This is a genomic window from Bradyrhizobium sp., assembly GCF_050014615.1.
In the GTDB taxonomy this organism is placed as follows: domain Bacteria; phylum Pseudomonadota; class Alphaproteobacteria; order Rhizobiales; family Xanthobacteraceae; genus Bradyrhizobium.
Map to the genome: position 1 here is coordinate 1 of NZ_JBEKCZ010000193.1, position 16,861 is coordinate 16,861.

At 62.2% G+C, this 16,861-nt stretch carries 16 protein-coding genes; 11 read left to right on the plus strand and 5 right to left on the minus strand.

The window, feature by feature from the left end:
- The first annotated feature begins 156 nt into the window (after window positions 1-156).
- Window positions 157-1,362, plus strand: a complete 1,206-nt coding sequence (locus ABR948_RS24045; protein WP_428122898.1) for a histidine kinase dimerization/phosphoacceptor domain -containing protein — start codon at window positions 157-159, stop codon at window positions 1,360-1,362.
- Window positions 1,363-1,586: 224 nt separating this feature from the next.
- Here ABR948_RS24045 and ABR948_RS24050 read toward each other — a convergent pair whose 3' ends face one another.
- Together ABR948_RS24050 and ABR948_RS24055 are read right to left on the minus strand one after the other, a co-directional pair.
- Window positions 1,587-3,404, minus strand: a complete 1,818-nt coding sequence (locus tag ABR948_RS24050; RefSeq protein ID WP_428122899.1) for a long-chain-acyl-CoA synthetase — start codon at window positions 3,402-3,404, stop codon at window positions 1,587-1,589.
- Window positions 3,405-3,618: 214 nt separating this feature from the next.
- Window positions 3,619-3,795: a hypothetical protein gene (locus tag ABR948_RS24055; RefSeq protein WP_428122900.1), complete on the minus strand. Its 177-nt coding sequence runs from the start codon at window positions 3,793-3,795 to the stop codon at window positions 3,619-3,621.
- Between the two features lie 205 nt (window positions 3,796-4,000).
- Here ABR948_RS24055 and ABR948_RS24060 point away from each other — a divergent pair, with 205 nt between their 5' ends.
- Window positions 4,001-5,008: a Bug family tripartite tricarboxylate transporter substrate binding protein gene (locus tag ABR948_RS24060; protein ID WP_428122901.1), complete on the plus strand. Its 1,008-nt coding sequence runs from the start codon at window positions 4,001-4,003 to the stop codon at window positions 5,006-5,008.
- Between the two features lie 66 nt (window positions 5,009-5,074).
- On the opposite strand, the gene ABR948_RS24065 is transcribed toward ABR948_RS24060, so the two are convergent.
- Window positions 5,075-5,761, minus strand: coding sequence for a TetR/AcrR family transcriptional regulator (locus tag ABR948_RS24065; protein ID WP_428122903.1), 687 nt, complete (start codon window positions 5,759-5,761; stop codon window positions 5,075-5,077).
- Between the two features lie 98 nt (window positions 5,762-5,859).
- Here ABR948_RS24065 and ABR948_RS24070 point away from each other — a divergent pair, with 98 nt between their 5' ends.
- The 8 genes from ABR948_RS24070 to ABR948_RS24105 all read left to right on the plus strand — a co-directional run bounded on the left by ABR948_RS24070 (window position 5,860) and on the right by ABR948_RS24105 (window position 13,204).
- The gene (locus tag ABR948_RS24070; RefSeq protein ID WP_428122904.1) at window positions 5,860-7,059 is read left to right on the plus strand and encodes an HlyD family secretion protein; all 1,200 of its coding nucleotides are present in this window, start codon (window positions 5,860-5,862) and stop codon (window positions 7,057-7,059) included.
- On the plus strand, window positions 7,056-8,645 hold the full coding sequence (locus ABR948_RS24075; protein ID WP_428122905.1) for a DHA2 family efflux MFS transporter permease subunit: 1,590 nt from the start codon (window positions 7,056-7,058) through the stop codon (window positions 8,643-8,645). Before ABR948_RS24070 ends, ABR948_RS24075 begins: the two co-directional genes overlap by 4 nt.
- Window positions 8,645-10,147 (plus strand): efflux transporter outer membrane subunit, encoded by a 1,503-nt coding sequence (locus ABR948_RS24080; protein WP_428122907.1) that lies wholly within the window; start codon window positions 8,645-8,647, stop codon window positions 10,145-10,147. The genes ABR948_RS24075 and ABR948_RS24080 overlap by 1 nt, the downstream gene beginning before the upstream one ends.
- 108 nt (window positions 10,148-10,255) lie before the next feature.
- Window positions 10,256-11,041, plus strand: coding sequence for a sterol desaturase family protein (locus ABR948_RS24085; RefSeq protein ID WP_428122908.1), 786 nt, complete (start codon window positions 10,256-10,258; stop codon window positions 11,039-11,041).
- An 86-nt stretch (window positions 11,042-11,127) separates the two neighbouring features.
- A complete protein-coding gene (locus tag ABR948_RS24090; RefSeq protein WP_428122909.1) occupies window positions 11,128-11,520 on the plus strand; it encodes a hypothetical protein in 393 nt (130 codons plus the stop codon).
- A 17-nt stretch (window positions 11,521-11,537) separates the two neighbouring features.
- Window positions 11,538-11,729, plus strand: a complete 192-nt coding sequence (locus ABR948_RS24095) for a hypothetical protein (RefSeq protein ID WP_428122910.1) — start codon at window positions 11,538-11,540, stop codon at window positions 11,727-11,729.
- Between the two features lie 50 nt (window positions 11,730-11,779).
- Entirely contained in the window at window positions 11,780-12,091 is a 312-nt protein-coding gene (locus tag ABR948_RS24100; RefSeq protein WP_428122911.1) for a DUF6166 domain-containing protein, read from the plus strand.
- A gap of 3 nt (window positions 12,092-12,094) precedes the next feature.
- Complete coding sequence (locus ABR948_RS24105) at window positions 12,095-13,204, plus strand: Zn-dependent alcohol dehydrogenase (RefSeq protein WP_428122913.1); 1,110 nt, start codon at window positions 12,095-12,097, stop codon at window positions 13,202-13,204.
- A 4-nt stretch (window positions 13,205-13,208) separates the two neighbouring features.
- Here ABR948_RS24105 and ABR948_RS24110 read toward each other — a convergent pair whose 3' ends face one another.
- Both ABR948_RS24110 and ABR948_RS24115 read right to left on the minus strand, forming a co-directional pair.
- The gene (locus ABR948_RS24110; RefSeq protein ID WP_428122914.1) at window positions 13,209-13,967 is read right to left on the minus strand and encodes a GntR family transcriptional regulator; all 759 of its coding nucleotides are present in this window, start codon (window positions 13,965-13,967) and stop codon (window positions 13,209-13,211) included.
- Window positions 13,968-14,159: 192 nt separating this feature from the next.
- Window positions 14,160-15,572, minus strand: a complete 1,413-nt coding sequence (locus tag ABR948_RS24115; RefSeq protein ID WP_428122916.1) for an MFS transporter — start codon at window positions 15,570-15,572, stop codon at window positions 14,160-14,162.
- Window positions 15,573-16,544: 972 nt separating this feature from the next.
- Here ABR948_RS24115 and ABR948_RS24120 point away from each other — a divergent pair.
- On the plus strand, window positions 16,545-16,861 hold a 317-nt coding region (locus tag ABR948_RS24120), incomplete at its 3' end, for a MarR family winged helix-turn-helix transcriptional regulator (protein WP_428122918.1).

The following is a 16,861-nucleotide window of genomic DNA, read 5'->3' on the forward strand; positions in this document are numbered from 1 at the left end:
TGACGCCTGCCTCGCCAAACCTTACCGCTCCGTCGATCTGCTTCGCGGCCTGGAAATCGTCGCCGAGATCGTCACCACCGGCAAAGCGCAGCCGCCGTTCCCTCAGGGGTTCCAGCTGCTGCATCCGGCAACGACCGAATCCCAGGCGGTCCCCATATGAGAGAAAACGGCACACAAGTCCGCAAGCTTCTTCGCCAGCAGGCCGCGGTTGCCCACTTTGGCAGCTTTGCGCTTCGCGAAGGCGATGTCTTGAAAGTCCTGACGGAAGCGGCGCGGGTCTGCGCCGAATGCCTCAGCGTGCCGTTTTCCAAGGTGTGCCGCTACCGCGAACAGGAGAACGATCTTCTGATCGAAGCCGGCCACGGCTGGCACCCCGGTGTGATTGGAAATGTCGTCTCGCGGGCCGACATAACCTCACCGCAGGGGCGTGCTTTTATTACCGGAGAACCGTCGATCTGCAACGATTTGCGCAACGACAATGACTTCGAACTGCCGCCGTTCTATGCCGAGCATGGCATCGTTTCGACCATTGACGTCGTCATCAAGGGCAACGACGACCAGCCCTATGGCGTGCTGGAGATCGACAACAACGAGCAGCATGATTACGACGAGCATGATGTCGATTTCCTGACCGGCTTTGCCAATGTTCTTGCGGAGGCTGTCGCGACATCCGCGCGCACGGGCATCCTGCAGGGTACCATCGAGCGAATGAAGGTCCTTGTCGCCGAGAAGGACCGGCTGCTGGAACAGAAGAAGGTCCTGGCCGAGGAGTTGCAACACCGGGTCCGCAACAATCTGCAGCTGGTCTACGGGATGCTGAGCAAGCAATTGGACGACACGTCGGACGCGGCCGGACAACGCGGTATCAAGGCGATCTCGCGCCGGGTTTCTACCCTGGCGCAGGTCTACGACCATCTGCTCGGAAACGAGATGACGCGAACCACCGATTTCGGCAGTTACGTAAAATCGCTGTGCCTCAATCTCTCGAACATTCAGGCGGCACCCGACGGGCGAGTTACGCTTAAGTGCGACAGCGACGCCATCGTTCTCGATCTCGATGTGGTGACGGCGTTGGGCATCGTCGTCGCGGAGGTCGTCACCAACTGCTATGACCATGCCTTCCCCGACGGCAAGGGCGGTTCAATTACCGTGTCGGTTCGCCGCGCCGACGGCGATATCGCGACCATCACCATCAGCGACGACGGCACTGGCTTCCCGGCTAAGGCCGAAAGCAAGCGGCATGGACTTGGGCTGGTACGACGGCTGGTCGAACAGATTCGCGGAAGCGCAATCATCGACTCCGATCATGGCACGGTTTGGACCATCCGAATCCCGGTTGAACGCATCGTACTTGCTTCCTGACGGAATCGACGCGACCGGCCGAAATTGGGCAACCATGAAAATCACGCCTCCACCGCCAAGCTGTACTCAATTTCAGACCGCGGAGCTGCCGTGCCCTGCATGCGGCAGGCAGATGAAGTTGACCCTCATCGAGCCAAGCGGCCCCAACGTTGAGCTGCGGACCTACGAATGCGCGGCGTGCGACTCAGGCGCCAGCTTCTTGATTGCCATATAGGCGCGCGAACTCATAACCGGATCGAGCCGTCCACTATCCGCGCATGGCTGGCGGCATCGATCGGGCGATAGGCACCGGATGCCGGATCTTTGAAAAAGATCTGATCCTTGACGCGCTGCGGATCGAAACCCTCGCCGATCAATCCCTGTTTTTTTTGCTTGAAGGTTTCGGTGTTATCCAGCGTCGTGCAGATACGCACAAACACCGGGCAGGCATAGGCCGGCAGCCGGCGCGCGAGATGATCCCCGAAATCCCTGAGGTCAAACCGGTCATCCACCACAATCGCTGCCATGCCGGCGCGGCCGTCGGCGCCTCGAATTTCCACGCCATAAGTGGTCGCATCGATGATACCAGGGCAATTCACAACGGCCTCGTTCACTTCGGAGGTGGCGACATTCTCGCCCTTCCAGCGAAAAGTATCTCCGACCCGATCGACAAAGTGGAAATAGCCGCCTTCGTCGAGCATCATCAGGTCGCCAGTGCGAAACCAGGCGTCGCCTTTCGCCAGCACGTCACGCAGAATTTTCTTTTCGGTCTCGGCGGCGTCGGTATAGCCCTCGAACCGGCCTCCCCCGTCGTCGGCGGTTCCGATCCGGCCGACGGCTTCGCCGACCTCTCCGCGGGCGCAAGCCACGCAAAGTCCGGCCGCTGTGCGAACCGGCAGGTCCCCTTCCGGGTCGAGACGAACGAGCGCCGCCGGAAAACGATGCGCCAGCAACGGCGGAATTCGGCCGATCGCGCCCGGTCTGCCTTCCACATTGTAGAGCGAGAAATTGCCTTCGGTCGCAGCGTAAAACTCCAGGATTTGCGGAATCGAAAACCGCGCCTGGAAGGCTTCCCAGATATCGCCACGCAGGCCATTGCCACAGGCCAGCCGAACCCGATGCCGGGTCTCGAATTCGGATCCGGGGGCCTTGAGAAGATACCGGCACAGTTCGCCGATGTACTGGAACAGCGTGCAGTCCCAGCGCACGATGTCGTGCCAGAAACTGCCGGCGGAGAATTTATCCGACAGCACGACCGATGCGCCCGCGCTCAGCATGCTGCATGGCGCGACGATGCCGCCGACGCTGTGAAACAGCGGCAGGCAATCGAACAGCCGATCTTCCGGCGACGCGTTGGTCAATCCGGCAAACCAGCCGCCCCAGTTGAGGATGCGCCGGTGACTGATGCTGGCCGCCTTTGGCAGGCCGGTGGTCCCGGACGTGTAGATCAACAGCGCCCGGTCGTTGATGGTGACCCCGCGCCGCTCGCTTTGCGTCAGCGGGCTGCCGTCCAACTGGTCCAAAGCTGCATCGATACCGGCCTCATAGGCGTCGCCGCCGTGCAGCCAGATTTTCGGCGCACGGTTCAACTGTGGTGCTGCCGTTTCAAACACCGCGGCGAGATCGTGGGCGAGGATGACATGATCCGCAGCCGCGACGTTGATGCAATGCGACAGCGATGGCCCCACCAGTTTGGTATTGATCAGCGCCGCGACGCCGCCGACCTTGCTGATGCCGAGCCAGGCGGCGATGTAATCCGGCCGGCCGGGCATGAACAGGCAAACCGTATCGCCGGCCTTGATACCTACCGACAACGCCCAGCGCGCGTAACGGTTTACCCGCTCCGCCAAGGTCCGGTAGCTGAACGTCTCCGTATCCGATATCAGGCCGGGACGTTCCGGTTGTCGTGCGGCCCAATCCTCGACAACATCCGCAAACAACCGCCGGGGGTTTGCCTCGATGCGGGAGGTCAACTCGATGGCCTTCAGCCAGCTCTTGGCCGCGGAGGGCTTGCCGCGCAGCCGCGGGCCATCGGTCGGTTGCTCAATGACGCCTGCGTTCATGGCTGAATACTTGTTGGTCGAGGACCACGTATAGCCGTGTTGGCCTGACCAGGTGTTAATCGGCAGAGTTAAGGCTGGGTCACGATCTTCTCGCGAACGGCCGGCGTCGGCGGGCGGCCTCTCTGCGGTCATGTCGCGCAGAATGATTGACGGACCATCGCGCCCTAAGCACCGGATTTAGCCGGGACCGCACGGACCCGATTTGACCGGAGCCTTAGCTGGCGTGAACGACCAGCTTTTCCTCGGCGAAGAACTGGAGCGCGCCATAGCCCTCCATATCGACGGCGTAGCGAAAGTTGCCGTCCTCGGTCGGAAACACGGCGATGATGATGCCGCCTTCATGGTCGTCGGCCGCTTTATCGACCATCTCGCCAATCGCAAATTTGGACATCGCGAACTCCTTCTGGATTCGTCGATGCGATTATCCCCACAAATTGGTTAACGGTTCTTAAGCAAGCGCGAAATCGGAATGGCGCCGATTTCATCGGCAATGCCTGGATTCGAAGCATGCCGCGTTCTGCGGTCATAAACCCTTATGGACGCGCTGGAATTTTACCGCGATGATGCCGCGCCATACCGCTTACCGGATTGCTGCAATGTCTGCCGATCAGAATTCTTTGGGGGCTACGACGATCAGCAGGCGGGCATGGCTGCATTCGGCGGCCGTGGCGTTGCTCGGCGTCCGCGGCGTGACCCCGGCGCGGGCGGATACCTACCCGTCGCATCCGGTGCGATGGGTGGTGCCTTACACCGCGGGCGGCGCCACCGATGTCCTGTCCCGCCTGATTTGCCAGCGCCTGTCGGAGCGGCTCGGCCAGCCGTTCATCGTCGAAAACAAGCCGGGCGCGGGCAGCAACATCGGCACCCAGGCCGTGATCAATTCACCGTCGGACGGATATACCCTGCTGCTGACCAGCACCGCCAACGCCATCAACGCCTCGTTCGATCCCTCGCTGCCCTACGATTTCGCCAAAAGCGTCATGCCGGTCGCAGGCGTCGCGCGCATCCCGCTGGTGCTGGTGGTCAATAACGACCTTCCGGTCCGCAACGTCGCCGAATTCATCGCCTACGCCAGGACCCATCCGGGCCAACTCAGCATCGCCTCATCCGGCATCGGCACCTCGCTTCATCTTTCGGGCGAGTTGTTCAAGGCGATGGCTGGAATTCAATTCGTTCATGTGCCCTATCGCGGCTCGGCTCCGGGCCTCACCGACGTGATGTCCGGCCAGATCCAGGGCATGTTCGACAACGTCACGTCGTCGTTCGAACTGGTGCGATCGGCAAAGCTGCGTGCGCTCGGCGTGACGACCCGGGAGCGATCGGAAACGATGCCGGAAGTGCCGTCGATCGGAGACACGCTCACCGGCTTCGAAACCAGTTCATTCTACGGCGTCGGCGCCCCGCGCGGCACAGCAAAGGAAATCATCGACCTCCTGAACCGGGAAATCGTTCAAGCCCTGGTCGATCCCGTAATCAGACAGCGGCTCGGCGAGCTCGGCGCCATTCCCATGACCGGCAATGCCGACCAGTTCGGCGCCATGCTCGCGGCCGAGACCGAGCGTTGGCGCCGCGTCGTGGAAATATCCGGGCAGAAGAAGGAGTAACGACAATGGCGATGCGGGCGCCGAGCATACGGGAGGGCACGAATTTCCGGACGATATCGCCGAGTTTCAATTTTTGTCGGGCTGACGTTTCTCGCTTTTCCGTGAGCTGTCATAGCGCGCCAGAAACATCATGACCGCGGCATGGACATGTTTCCTCATTTCGCTTTCGGATGGTGCGGCTGGAGGCTGTCCGATCAGGGAATACAAATGATGCTGCGCGACGACGGAGCCAATGAAGAGCTTTGCCGCGAGCAATGGCTGCGGGCAATCCAGTTGCCGGCGGCGGGTGGCGACGCGTAGATAGTCTGTAAGCCTGTCCAGAGTGGCACCCGGTCCCCGGGCATAAAATACCCTGGCGAGCTGCGGTGAACGCGGCGCTTCGGCGACGACAATCCTGAGCAGCGATGACGTGTCGCTCTTCATCATCAAACGCATCAAGCCAAGCCCCAATTCGCAGAGTACTGTTTCCGGCTCCTCATCCCGCGCCAATGCGCTCTGAGGGCCGGAGATCAAGGTCGCCCGGCGGTCGACAATTTCAGCGAACAGCGCTTCCTTGCTCGCAAAGTGCCGGTACAGTGTCTCCTTTGATCCCCCGGCCAGGGAGGCGATCATCTGCATGGTGGTATCGGCGAACCCCCGCTTGAGAAATACCCGCTCCGCGACAGAGGCTATTTCCGCCCGCCGTTTGGCGCCCCGTGGAACCCGCCGGCGCGCCTTTTTGTTACTTTGCTTCGATGGCATCTTGCGCTTCATTGACTCTTGGTTCCAAAATCCATATTCGAACCCATGGGTTCGGATAGCTACCAACGCGGACTGCGTTGACCCGTCGAGTTGACCCGCAGCGGATGGACATGTCTGAAAGCCCAACCGATCCCGATACGTCGGCGCACAAGAATACGCCACGCGACGACGCGCGCAATGGCCAGCCGGCCGCCGACAAGCCTGCGACAAAACCCGACGGCGATTCCGCCTCGAACCAGAGCTCTGACGAAAACGCCGACCAGGCGACGCGGAAAAAGCGACGTCCCTTCGTCGCCGTGATCGGCCTCATTGTTGTCGGCCTTCTTCTGGTGGGAGGCATTTACTACTGGCTTTCGACCCGCAATCTGGAAAGCACTGACGACGCCTATACCGACGGACGGGCGATCAGCATCGCGCCGCAGGTTGCCGGGGCCGTTATCTCCCTTGACGTCACCGACAATCAATTCGTGAAACGGGGCCAGCCGCTCATTCATATCGATCCGAGGCAGTACCAGATCGACCGCGACCAGGCCGAGGGTGCGCTGGAGACCGCGAAGCAGCAATATGCCGGCCAGCAATTTGGCCTGGAGATCGCCCGCAAGAACTTTCCCGCTCAGCTGGAGCAGGCCCAGGCTCAACTCGCCAACGCTCAGGCCAATCTCGCCAAGGCCCAGGCGGACTACGACCGCCAGCGATCGCTTCCGAAGCTGGCCACGACGCAGCAGGACATCGACGCATCGACGTCTGCGTTCAAACAGGCTCAGGCGCAGGTCATGCTTGCCGAAGCGCAGGTCGCGCAGAACTCGCCGGTGCCGCAGCGCATTGGCGAAACCGATGCGCAGGTGGGACAGTTGAAAGGGCAGGTCGAACAAGCCCAAGCCAGGCTCGACCAGGCCAATCTCAATCTGTCATGGGCCGTCGTTACCGCACCCCAGGACGGCTGGATCACCAAGCGGAATGTCGAGCAGGGCAACTACGTCGCGCCCGGGCAGCAGATTTTTTCGATCGTCGCGCCTGAGGTCTGGATCACCGCCAATTTCAAGGAAAGCCAGCTCAGCGATATGCGAAAGGGCCAGCCGGTCAGGATCAAGATCGACGCCTACCCCAAACTTGACTTGCAAGGTCACGTCGAAAGCATCCAGCTGGGATCCGGATCCAAGTTCACCGCTTTTCCGCCGGAAAATGCGACCGGCAATTTCGTCAAGGTGGTGCAACGCGTCCCGGTCAAAATCGTCATCGACAGCGGCCTCGATCCGAATATCCCGCTGCCGCTTGGGATCTCCGCCGAACCAACGGTAACGGTGAGATGAGCGCGGCAGAGGCCGCAGCGCCTGCCGCCGGCGCTACCTGGAAGCCGCGCTACAATCCCTGGCTGATTGCGGTCGCGGTCACGCTGGCCGCGTTCATGGAAATCCTCGACACCACGATCGTCAATGTCGCCCTGCCCCATATTGCGGGCAGCCTGTCATCGAGCAGCGATGAAGCGACCTGGGCGCTGACGTCCTATCTCGTCGCCAACGGCATCGTGCTGACGATCTCGGGCTGGCTTGGCGATCTGCTCGGACGCAAACGCTACTTCATCATCTGCATCGCGATGTTCACGGTCTGCTCGTTTCTGTGCGGCACCTCGACCAGCCTGACCCAGCTCATCGTCTTCCGGCTGGCCCAGGGATTCTTCGGCGGTGGCTTGCAGCCCAATCAGCAGTCGATCATCCTCGATACATTTCCGCCGGCCAAACGCAGCGCGGCGTTTGGTGTCGCGGCCATTGCCACCATCGTCGCCCCGGTGCTGGGGCCCACGCTCGGCGGATACATCACCGACCAGGTCACATGGCGCTGGATATTTTTCCTGAACGTCCCGGTCGGCATCCTCGCGGTATTTCTGGTGTCGGTGCTGGTCGAGGATCCGCCGTGGGAGAAGGAGAAAAAGCGCCGCGGCATCGACTATATCGGCCTGTCGCTGATCACGCTCGGCCTCGGCAGTTTCCAGATCATGATGGACCGCGGTGAGGACGCTGGCTGGTTCGAGTCGAACTTCATCTGCCTGATGGCCCTGGTGGCGTTCCTCGGCATTCTGGGCGCCGTCGGCTGGCTCCTCGTCGCCAAAAAGCCCATCGTCGATCTCGAGGTCTTCAAGGATCGCAATTTTTCCGCCGGCTGCATCATGATCAGTGCGACGGGAGCCATCCTCTACGCCAGCGCCGTCATCATCCCGCAATTCGCGCAACAGACGCTGAATTATACCGCGACCTGGGCTGGGCTTGTGCTGTCGCCCGGCGGCATTGCCGTTATTGTGCTGATCCCGATCGTCGGCAGGCTGATGACGGTGTTGCAGACCCGCTACGTGATTGCGCTCGGCTTTTCCATCATGGGAATAGGCCTCATGTTCTCCAGTGGCCTCGCCCCGAACATCGACTTCCGCACGCTGGTCATGATGCGGACCATGCAAACCGCCGCCCTTGCCTTTCTGTTTGTTCCGATCAGCACCGTGGCCTACCTGACCTTGCCGCGCCGGCTCAACGGCGACGGCGCCGCCCTGTTCGCGATGTTCCGCAACGTTTTCGGCTCGATCGGTATTTCGCTGTCGACCGCCCAGATCACGCAGCGCTCGCAGGTGCACCAGACCTATCTGTCGCAATGGGCGAGCCCGTTCCATCAGCCCTATCAGGCCCTGATTGCAAGCTACGAGCAAACGCTGCGCGCCTTGGGCCGGGTGGGCGCCGCCGCCCACGACATCGCCGTCGGCCGCGTCTACCAATCGTTCCGGCTACAGGCGACGGTTCTGGCCTATTCGGATGTGTTCTACTATTGCGCGATCGTCGCGTTTTTGATGGTTCCACTCTGTTTCCTGATATCGCCGAAGATCGGCGGCGGCCGCCCGGCAGGGGCACATTGATGGCAGAGCACCGCACCAGACGGCTTATCGCTGTCATGATGGCCCCGATGCTGCTGGCCGGCTGCATGGTCGGCCCGGACTTTGCGCCGCCCGACCCGCAATTGCCGGAAACATCCTTCAACGGCGATGCCGGCGTCGCGGTTTCCGATGCGCGGCTGCCACCACCGACCGATCCGACCTGGTGGGCGGTATTCCGCGATCCCGTCCTCACCGGTCTCGAGCACCGTGTTGCCGACGCCAATCTCGACGTGCGGACGGCCACGATCCGGCTGGCGGAGAGCCGGTTTCAGCGCGGCGTCACCGCCGCGGCCGAATTCCCGTCGATCAACGGCGACGCCAAATATACCCGCGAACTCTACAGCCAAAACGGCATCATCAGTCTGCTGGGGGGCCTGCTCGGACCTTCCGCCAGCGGCGGCATCCCGATCACGCCGATCAATGACTACAATGTCGGGTTCGATGCCTCCTGGGAGCTCGATCTGTGGGGTAAAGTGCGCCGGCAGGTCGAGGCGGCCGACGCCCAGGTCGATCAGGCCGAGGACCAGCGCCGCGACGCGCTGGTGTCGAGCCTCGCTGAACTGGCACGCGACTACATCCAGCTGCGCGGTGTCCAGACCCAGATCGGAATTGCGAATGATAATCTGAAGGTCGATCGCGACATCCTGCAACTCGCCCAGCAGCGTCAGGAGCACGGCGTCCAGAACGGCCTCGATGTCGAGAATGCCGCGGCGCAGGTCGAAAGCATCCGCGCCCAATTACCGACGCTGGAACAGCAGGAATCGCAGTACATCAATGCGCTCAGCCTGCTGCTGGATCAGCCGCCGGGTGCGTTGCGGGCCGCCCTCGGCCGCCCACGAGCCATCCCGCTGGCGCCGCCGCGCATTCCACTCGGGATCCCTTCGGAACTCGCCCGGCGCCGGCCGGATATTCGGGCGGCTGAAACCCAGCTGCATGCGGCCACCGCCAACATCGGTGTTGCCGTCGGCGCGTTCTATCCAAGCGTCCAGCTTAACGGCACGGTCGGCCTCGACGCGCTCGATTACACCAATCTCTGGAAGGGCAGTTCGCTGCAGTACATGGTGGGACCGAGTGTGAGCCTGCCGATCTTCGCCGGCGGCCGCCTGAAAAAGACGCTTGAACTGCGCGACGCCCAGCAGCAGGAAGCGGCGATATTCTACCACAAGACCGTGCTGCAGGCCTGGCATGACGTCGTCAATGCGCTGGTTTCCCGGCGCCTCGAACAGACCCGTCGGGCTCGCCTCAAATCGCAGGCCGATCATAGCCGCCAGGCGCTCATCCTGGCCCGCGCCCGCTACAATGACGGCGTCGCAGAGTTCGTGACCGTGCTCGACGCCGAACGGTCGCTGCTCCAGGCGGAGCAACAATACGCCACCAGCACCATGAACGTCTCGCTGAACGTCGTGCAGCTGTTCAAGGCGCTCGGCGGCGGGTGGGAAGAAACCTTTCCCGATCCGCCGGTCGTCGTTTCGACGGTACGCTGAGCGGCTCTGTGCCGTGATCCGATGGCGCTGCTATCGCAGGCGCCAGGGAAAACATGTCAGTTATCGTGCAAGGTTCGCCAGCATCAAAAAACGCTCCGGGAGGTCGACATGGAACTTGCAGCAACCCCCATGACGGAGAGGCAGCGCAAATACCGGGCGAGCTATCGGGAGCGCGTGGCCGGCTGGTACAATGGCTGGCTTCACGTTGTGCTGATCTACACGATCGGCTTCACGGCCCTTTATGTCTATATCGCCAACATTCACGATATCCGGCCGTGGGAATGGCTGACGGTGCCGGTGGTGTTTCTGATCGCCAATTTCTTCGAGTGGGCGGTGCATCGATATGTCATGCATCGTCCGTCGAATGTCCCCTTGCTTCGCGCCATCTACAGCCGCCACACCCTGATGCATCATCAGTTTTTTACCGAACAGGAGATGCGGTTCGCCGACCATCATGACTGGCGCGTGACATTCTTCCCGCCCTACGCCCTCGTCGTCTTTACCTTCATGTCGATTCCGGCCGCCATCGTCGCCGGCTTGCTGGTCTCGCCCAATACCGGCTGGCTGCTGATTTCGACGACCACCTCGATGTATCTGATCTACGAGTTCATGCACTTCTGCTGCCATGTCGAGGAAAACTGGTTCGTGCGTACCATGCCGTTTGTGAACACGATCCGCCGGCATCATACCGCGCACCACAATCAGTCGATCATGATGGAGCGCAACATGAACCTCACCTTCCCGGTGATGGACTATCTGCTCGGCACGTCGGACCTCAATCGCGGACTGCTGGGCCATGTCTTCAACGGCTACAGTACGCGATACGTCAAAACCGACATGCGCCGTACATCGAAGACGCCGCGGCTGTCGGTCACTGCGGCCGCCGCTGAATAGATCGTGTTGCGGAACGGCCCCGGCCGGCAGCATGTGTCCCGGTCAGCGTCTTCTCTAACCGGCAGCCAATCTGCGGGGAGGCTTCCATGAACCAGATCGAACCGAACATGCTGGCGCTGGCCTGGTTCGCCGCGCTGTGGAGCATGTGCTGCCTGGGCTTTCTTCAACTCGCAGGCCTGTATCCGCTGCGTCGTCAATCCCCACCCCTGCGGGCAACGAACCTTCTCGTTCTGGCCACGACAGCTCTCTGGATTGCTGTGCTGGCCGCGACCGTGCGTTTTGGCGTGACCGAGCTGCGATGGACGACATTCGTCATCGTTGCCGGCATTTTGGTTCTGTTCGTTCCGGAAATCTTCCAGGCCTTGCCGCGCCGTTTTCGCGACGGGCTATCGGGCCTTGTCGTTTCCGCTTGCGCATTCGCCGTCGTGCTGCTGCTGTTGGCCCAAAATCTCGTCGGCGGCGTGCCGCCATTGATGTGACATAACGGAGACCCGCGATGCCCCCTCATATCAAAGCCATGTTGTCGCTGGCCTGTCTCGCGACGGCCGCTGCCGGCTACGTGTTCATGGTCTATCTCGGCCAGCGCGGCCCGAGTTACGCCGTGGCCTTTCTCGGCCTATTCGCCACCGCGGCGATGTGGATTTTTCCGGAGGTCGTCAAGAAGGACCTCAACCAGGCGCGCAAGTAGACGCGAGGATGTCGAACGCCGAGCAACTCTGAACCCGCCGGAGAGAATAGATGAAACATTATGCCGGGGATCGGACGATCGACGGAATTTCGGTCACCGTCGACGGCCAGCCGCTATCTCCCCATTACGATCAATTGCAGCTGACCGAACACGGATTTGAGTGGAGCTACGAGGGCCCGGAGCCGGCGCAGCTGGCCTTTGCCCTGCTGTACGATCATCTGGGCGATGCCGCGGCGGCAAAGCACTTGCACCAGGCGCTGATGGAGCGCCTGGTCGCCAATTTCGACAATGAATGGGAATTGTCCGCGGATGATCTCGTTGATGCGATCAGGGTCCTGCGCGGCAATGCGCAAGCGGCCTGAGCGATGAGCCTGAATTATCGTGCCGCTGTCCTGCATCAGAGCGGCATGCCGCTTGCGATCGAGCGCGTGTCGGCCGCGCCACTCGGCCCGACCGACGTCATCGTCAAAATTCGCGCCGCCGGCCTTTGCCACACCGACCTCGAAGTGATGAGCGGATCGCTGCGCTATCCGTTGCCGATGATCCTGGGCCACGAGGCGGCCGGTATCGTCGAAGAAGTCGGCAGCGCCGTCGGCGATATCCGGACCGGCGATCATGTGATCCTGTCCTGGAATCCGCATTGCGGGCACTGCTTTTACTGCGACCGCGACCTGCCCATTCTCTGCGAAACTTATCTCGGCGAAGGCCCCAAAGGCGTTCATTTCGACGGACAATCGAAGGCCAGCCTGTCGAGCGGTGAGCATCTCGCCCATCTGATGTTTCTGGGCGCCTTCGCCGAATATTGCGTTGTGCCGGCGCAGCAGGCGATCGTGGTACCCCGGGATATTCCGTTCGATCGGGCCTGTCTGATCGGCTGCGGCGTCATGACCGGGGTCGGCGCCGCATTGAACGTCGCCGATATCGGATATGGCGACACCGTGCTGGTGATCGGATGCGGCGCGGTCGGCCTGGCCGCCGTCCAGGGCGCGGTGATGGCGGGCGCCGGTGCCATCATCGCGGCCGATCTCGATGACGCCAAGCTCGCACTCGCTGCAAGGCTCGGTGCCACGGCGACCGTCAACGCCACGCGCGACGATCCGGTCGAGGCGGTGCGGGCGGCGACCAAAGGCCGCGGCGCCGACATTGTTCTCGAAGCGGCCGGCCAACCGGCGGCGTTTCGTTGCACGGCGGAAGCGGTGCGGCCCGGCGGTCAGATCATCTGGCTCGGCAAGATCGACGTTGCCAATGATGTAAGCTTTCGCTGGGGCTCGCTGATGAGCGAAAAGCGAATCCGGCGATCGAGTTACGGTGGCGCCCGGCCGGCGCGCGACTTCCCGCTGCTGGCGCAGGCCTATCTCGACGGCCGGCTCAAGCTCGATGAACTGATCAGCGGCCGCATTGCCCTCGACGACATCAATCGCGGGTTCGACGATTTGCGCGCCGGCAAGGCCATCCGCACGGTTATCCAGTTTTAATCGGTTACAGCGTCGAGCGGGCAAAACTCTCGATGTAAGCCATCAACGCATCGGAGGCGGCACCGGCGGCCTCGATGTTCTCTGCGGCGACTGCTTCGGCGACTTCCGCGTGCAGGCGCGCGGCCAGCGGGAGGTCGGCGGCCTGCTTGTAGTGCTGGTACCAGAAGCGCCGTGACAGGCCGTGCATCAGCCCCATCGAGCGCGAGGCAAACTCATTTCGCGAGGCCACGGAGATCGACAGGTTGAACTGCTGATCAAGCCGCATGAACGCCAGGCCATCCTCCTTCTCGGCTGCCAGGCGCATGCCCTGCGCGATCTCGGTAAACTCCTTGCGCTCGTCCAGCGTCGCGCGTTTCGCCGCACCGCGGGCCATCAGCCGTTCGAGTTCACGGCGAACTTCCAGCAGCCGCAATTGCGCGCTCAGATCCATGTCGGAAACGAGAACACCACGGCGCGGCAGAATATTCACCAGGCCATCGCGTGAAAGCCGCTGCAAGGCCTCGCGAACCGGGGTGCGCCCGGTCGAGAGCCGCTTGGCCAGCACGACTTCGGAAAGCACCGCGCCCGGCGCCAATTGCAGCGTAACGATCAGTTCTTCCAGCAAGGCATAAGCCTTGTCGGTCATCGTCGCATCGCTCGGGGGCGAAGCGAGCCGGCTGGTTTTGCGGCTGCGCTCGGCGCTAACAGCCGCGCTCCGCGGGCGCTTCGAGGCGGCCTGGCGCTGCCCCTGTAAATCTTCCGGGCGCTTGTGTTTGTCAGCCATTTTTTCGTCAGCCATTTCGTCTATCGGCCCTGGAATTTTCGAATCTCGGTCGTCGCTCGCCGTCTGCAACAGGTATCTCACAACGGCGGCGGCACGGGCAACCATGACCGGCCGCGCAGCCACAGCCAAACGAACAGGGAAGGCCGCAGCCCGCCGTCTTTATCCCCGATATGCAGCCGGAATATGCGCCCGTCAGTGCGAGATGCTTTCCAGCGTTCTGCCCCGCGTCTCCTCGCCGAGAAGGAGGACCGCAAGCGCGGCCACCACGAACGCGCCGGCGCCGAGTGCGAATACGCCTGTCTGTCCCGCCGACGGCAGGATGATGCCAATGACGTAGGGACCGATCAGCGATCCGACGCGCCCGATCGCCGACGCAAAGCCGGTCCCGGTCGCACGAATCCGCGTCGGATAGAGTTCGGGCGTGTAGGCATAAAGCGCCGACCACATCCCGAACAGGAAGAACTGCATGCAAAGACCCGCGATAATCAACTGGGTCTGATCCACGGCGGAGCCGTAGAAATAGCAAGCCGCCGCGCCGGCAAGGAGATTAAGCGCCAGGGTCGCCTTGCGTCCCCATGCTTCCACCAGCCAGGCCGAGCACAGGAACCCGGGAATGCCCGCCAGTGAAATCAGAATGGTGTAGAACACCGATTTGGTGACCGGGAATCCCTTGGCCTGCAGCAGCGCGCCGAGCCAGGTGGTCAGACCGTAGAAGCCGAGCAACGCGAAGAACCACAGGGTCCACAACATGGCGGTGCGTTTGGCGTAGATTCCGGCAAACAGCGCGGCGATGCCGCCGCCTTCCGGTGCCTCGGCAAACAGCTCGCGTTGCACCGGCGGCAGCGATCTGCCGCCGAGGCGTGCGGACACTTTTTGCTCGATTTCCCGGATGGTTGCTTCCGCACGATCGGAATGACCATGCGTCGCCAGCCAGCGCGGCGACTCCGGAACGTAGCGCCGGATCACCAGGACAAAGATGGCCGGGACCGCCTGCAGAATGAACACCCAACGCCAGTCCGAGACCGAGAGCACCACGTAACACAACAGGCCCGACACGATGAATCCCAGCGGCCAGAAGCCTTCCAGCAGCGCAATGTAGCGGCCGCGATTGGCGGCCGGCATCATTTCCGACACCATCGACTGGGCAACCGGAAATTCCATGCCCATCCCGAAGCCCAGCAAAAGGCGCGACGCGCCGAGCACCGTGACGGTCGACGACAGACCGCAGCACAGGCTGCCGAGGCCCCAGAAGATCATGCTGACCTGAAACACGCGGGCGCGGCCGAAACGATCCGCGAGCAGGCCCGCGGATGCGGCGCCGAGAAACATGCCGACGAAACTCATGCTCGACAGCAGCCCAGCCTCCGCGGTCGACAGCTGGAACGTCTGGCGGATCGAGCCGAGCACGAACGTCAACGCGGCGAGATCCATGCTGTCGAACAGCCACGCGGTGGCGATGATGGCGAAGATGCCCCGCTGGTAGGACGTCAGCGGAAGCCGCTCCAGCCGGGCGGCGATATCCGCGGCCTGTGCGGTTTTCGCGCTGCGCAGGGCGAACGCGCCTTCGGCGGCGGCTGCCCCATGGGCCACATCAAGGCTGGTCATGAAATCCTCCCCAGGAATCCAGCAAGTATCCGGTTCAAGCCGGTATTTGCGCTTGTTCGGCAGCGGCAATTTACTGATAGGTTAGTAATATGTCACACGTCTGTCAATTGACGCGGCGGTCGCCCGCACCGCGTTGTCCTTTCCATCATTTCAAACAGCCAGAACGCCGTCATTTCTCTCTCACGTCGTCCCCGCCTAGTGCGCAAGTGCGCACGGGGCGCGGGGACCATACGCCGCGGCCTATCGTTGAAGGATGCTGTTGAACGACTTTTGCGCAACACAAAGCCCTGTGGTTATGGGTCCCGGCGTTCGCCGGGACGACGATGTGGAGACATAGCTCCGCCTTCCCGCGGCGCGATGCGCCCGGGTTGTGCAGGAACCGTCCGCCCCAAACAGAGGGCGCAGGGAATGCCGGATGCGCGCTGCACCCGCGGTCTCGTGCGCATAAGGAGAGTGGATGCGCGCACGAGCATACAGGCTCAGCGGAGGCATCCGGCATCCCCTGCGTGATGGCTTTACGGCTTATGCCGCGCTCTCCCCGGTGATCGGGCTTGTTTGTCACCGTCATCCCTGAGAAGCTTGCTTCTCAAGAACTTGACGCCGGCGTCGAGGCGTCAGGACCACACGGTTTTGCCGTACGCTCACACGTCGTTCGTCCTGCGCGCCTGCCCATCGCTCACGAGGTGCACTCGCCCTGCGACATCCATGGCGCGCCGACGCTCTCGCGTCCACCACATCCCATTCCGCGTTCGTGACGACGCGCGACCGCCCCTCTTGCCGGAACAGAACGATCGCAGTTAGCCGATGATTTGCGGTTGGCGTGAACCGGAATTTTGCCCGTCGTGCCAATCTGCCGCATCCCGACGGGCAACCGGTTGGCTGCCTCAGTTTGGCGTGCAAGGTAATTTTCATCTCGACGGCAGCCGATCCATACTTGACAGCTAACTGTCATATTGACAGTATATTGTCATTATGACAAAGCCGTCCAAATCCGGCACCCTCACCGATCTGGTGCTTGAGATATTCCGACTCAACGGTCTTCTGATCGCGTCCGGTGACGCGCTGGTGGCCGACATCGGCTTGACCAGCGCGCGCTGGCAGGTCGTCGGCGCGATTGCCCTGCAGCAGGGACGGGCGCCGGTGGCGCATATTGCCAATGCCATGGGTCTCACGCGGCAATCGGTGCAGCGGATCGCCGATGAACTCGCGCGGGCGGGCATCGTCGAATTTCGTGACAATCCTCACCACAAGCGCGCCAGGCTGGTGACACTGACGGCGAAAGGACACGC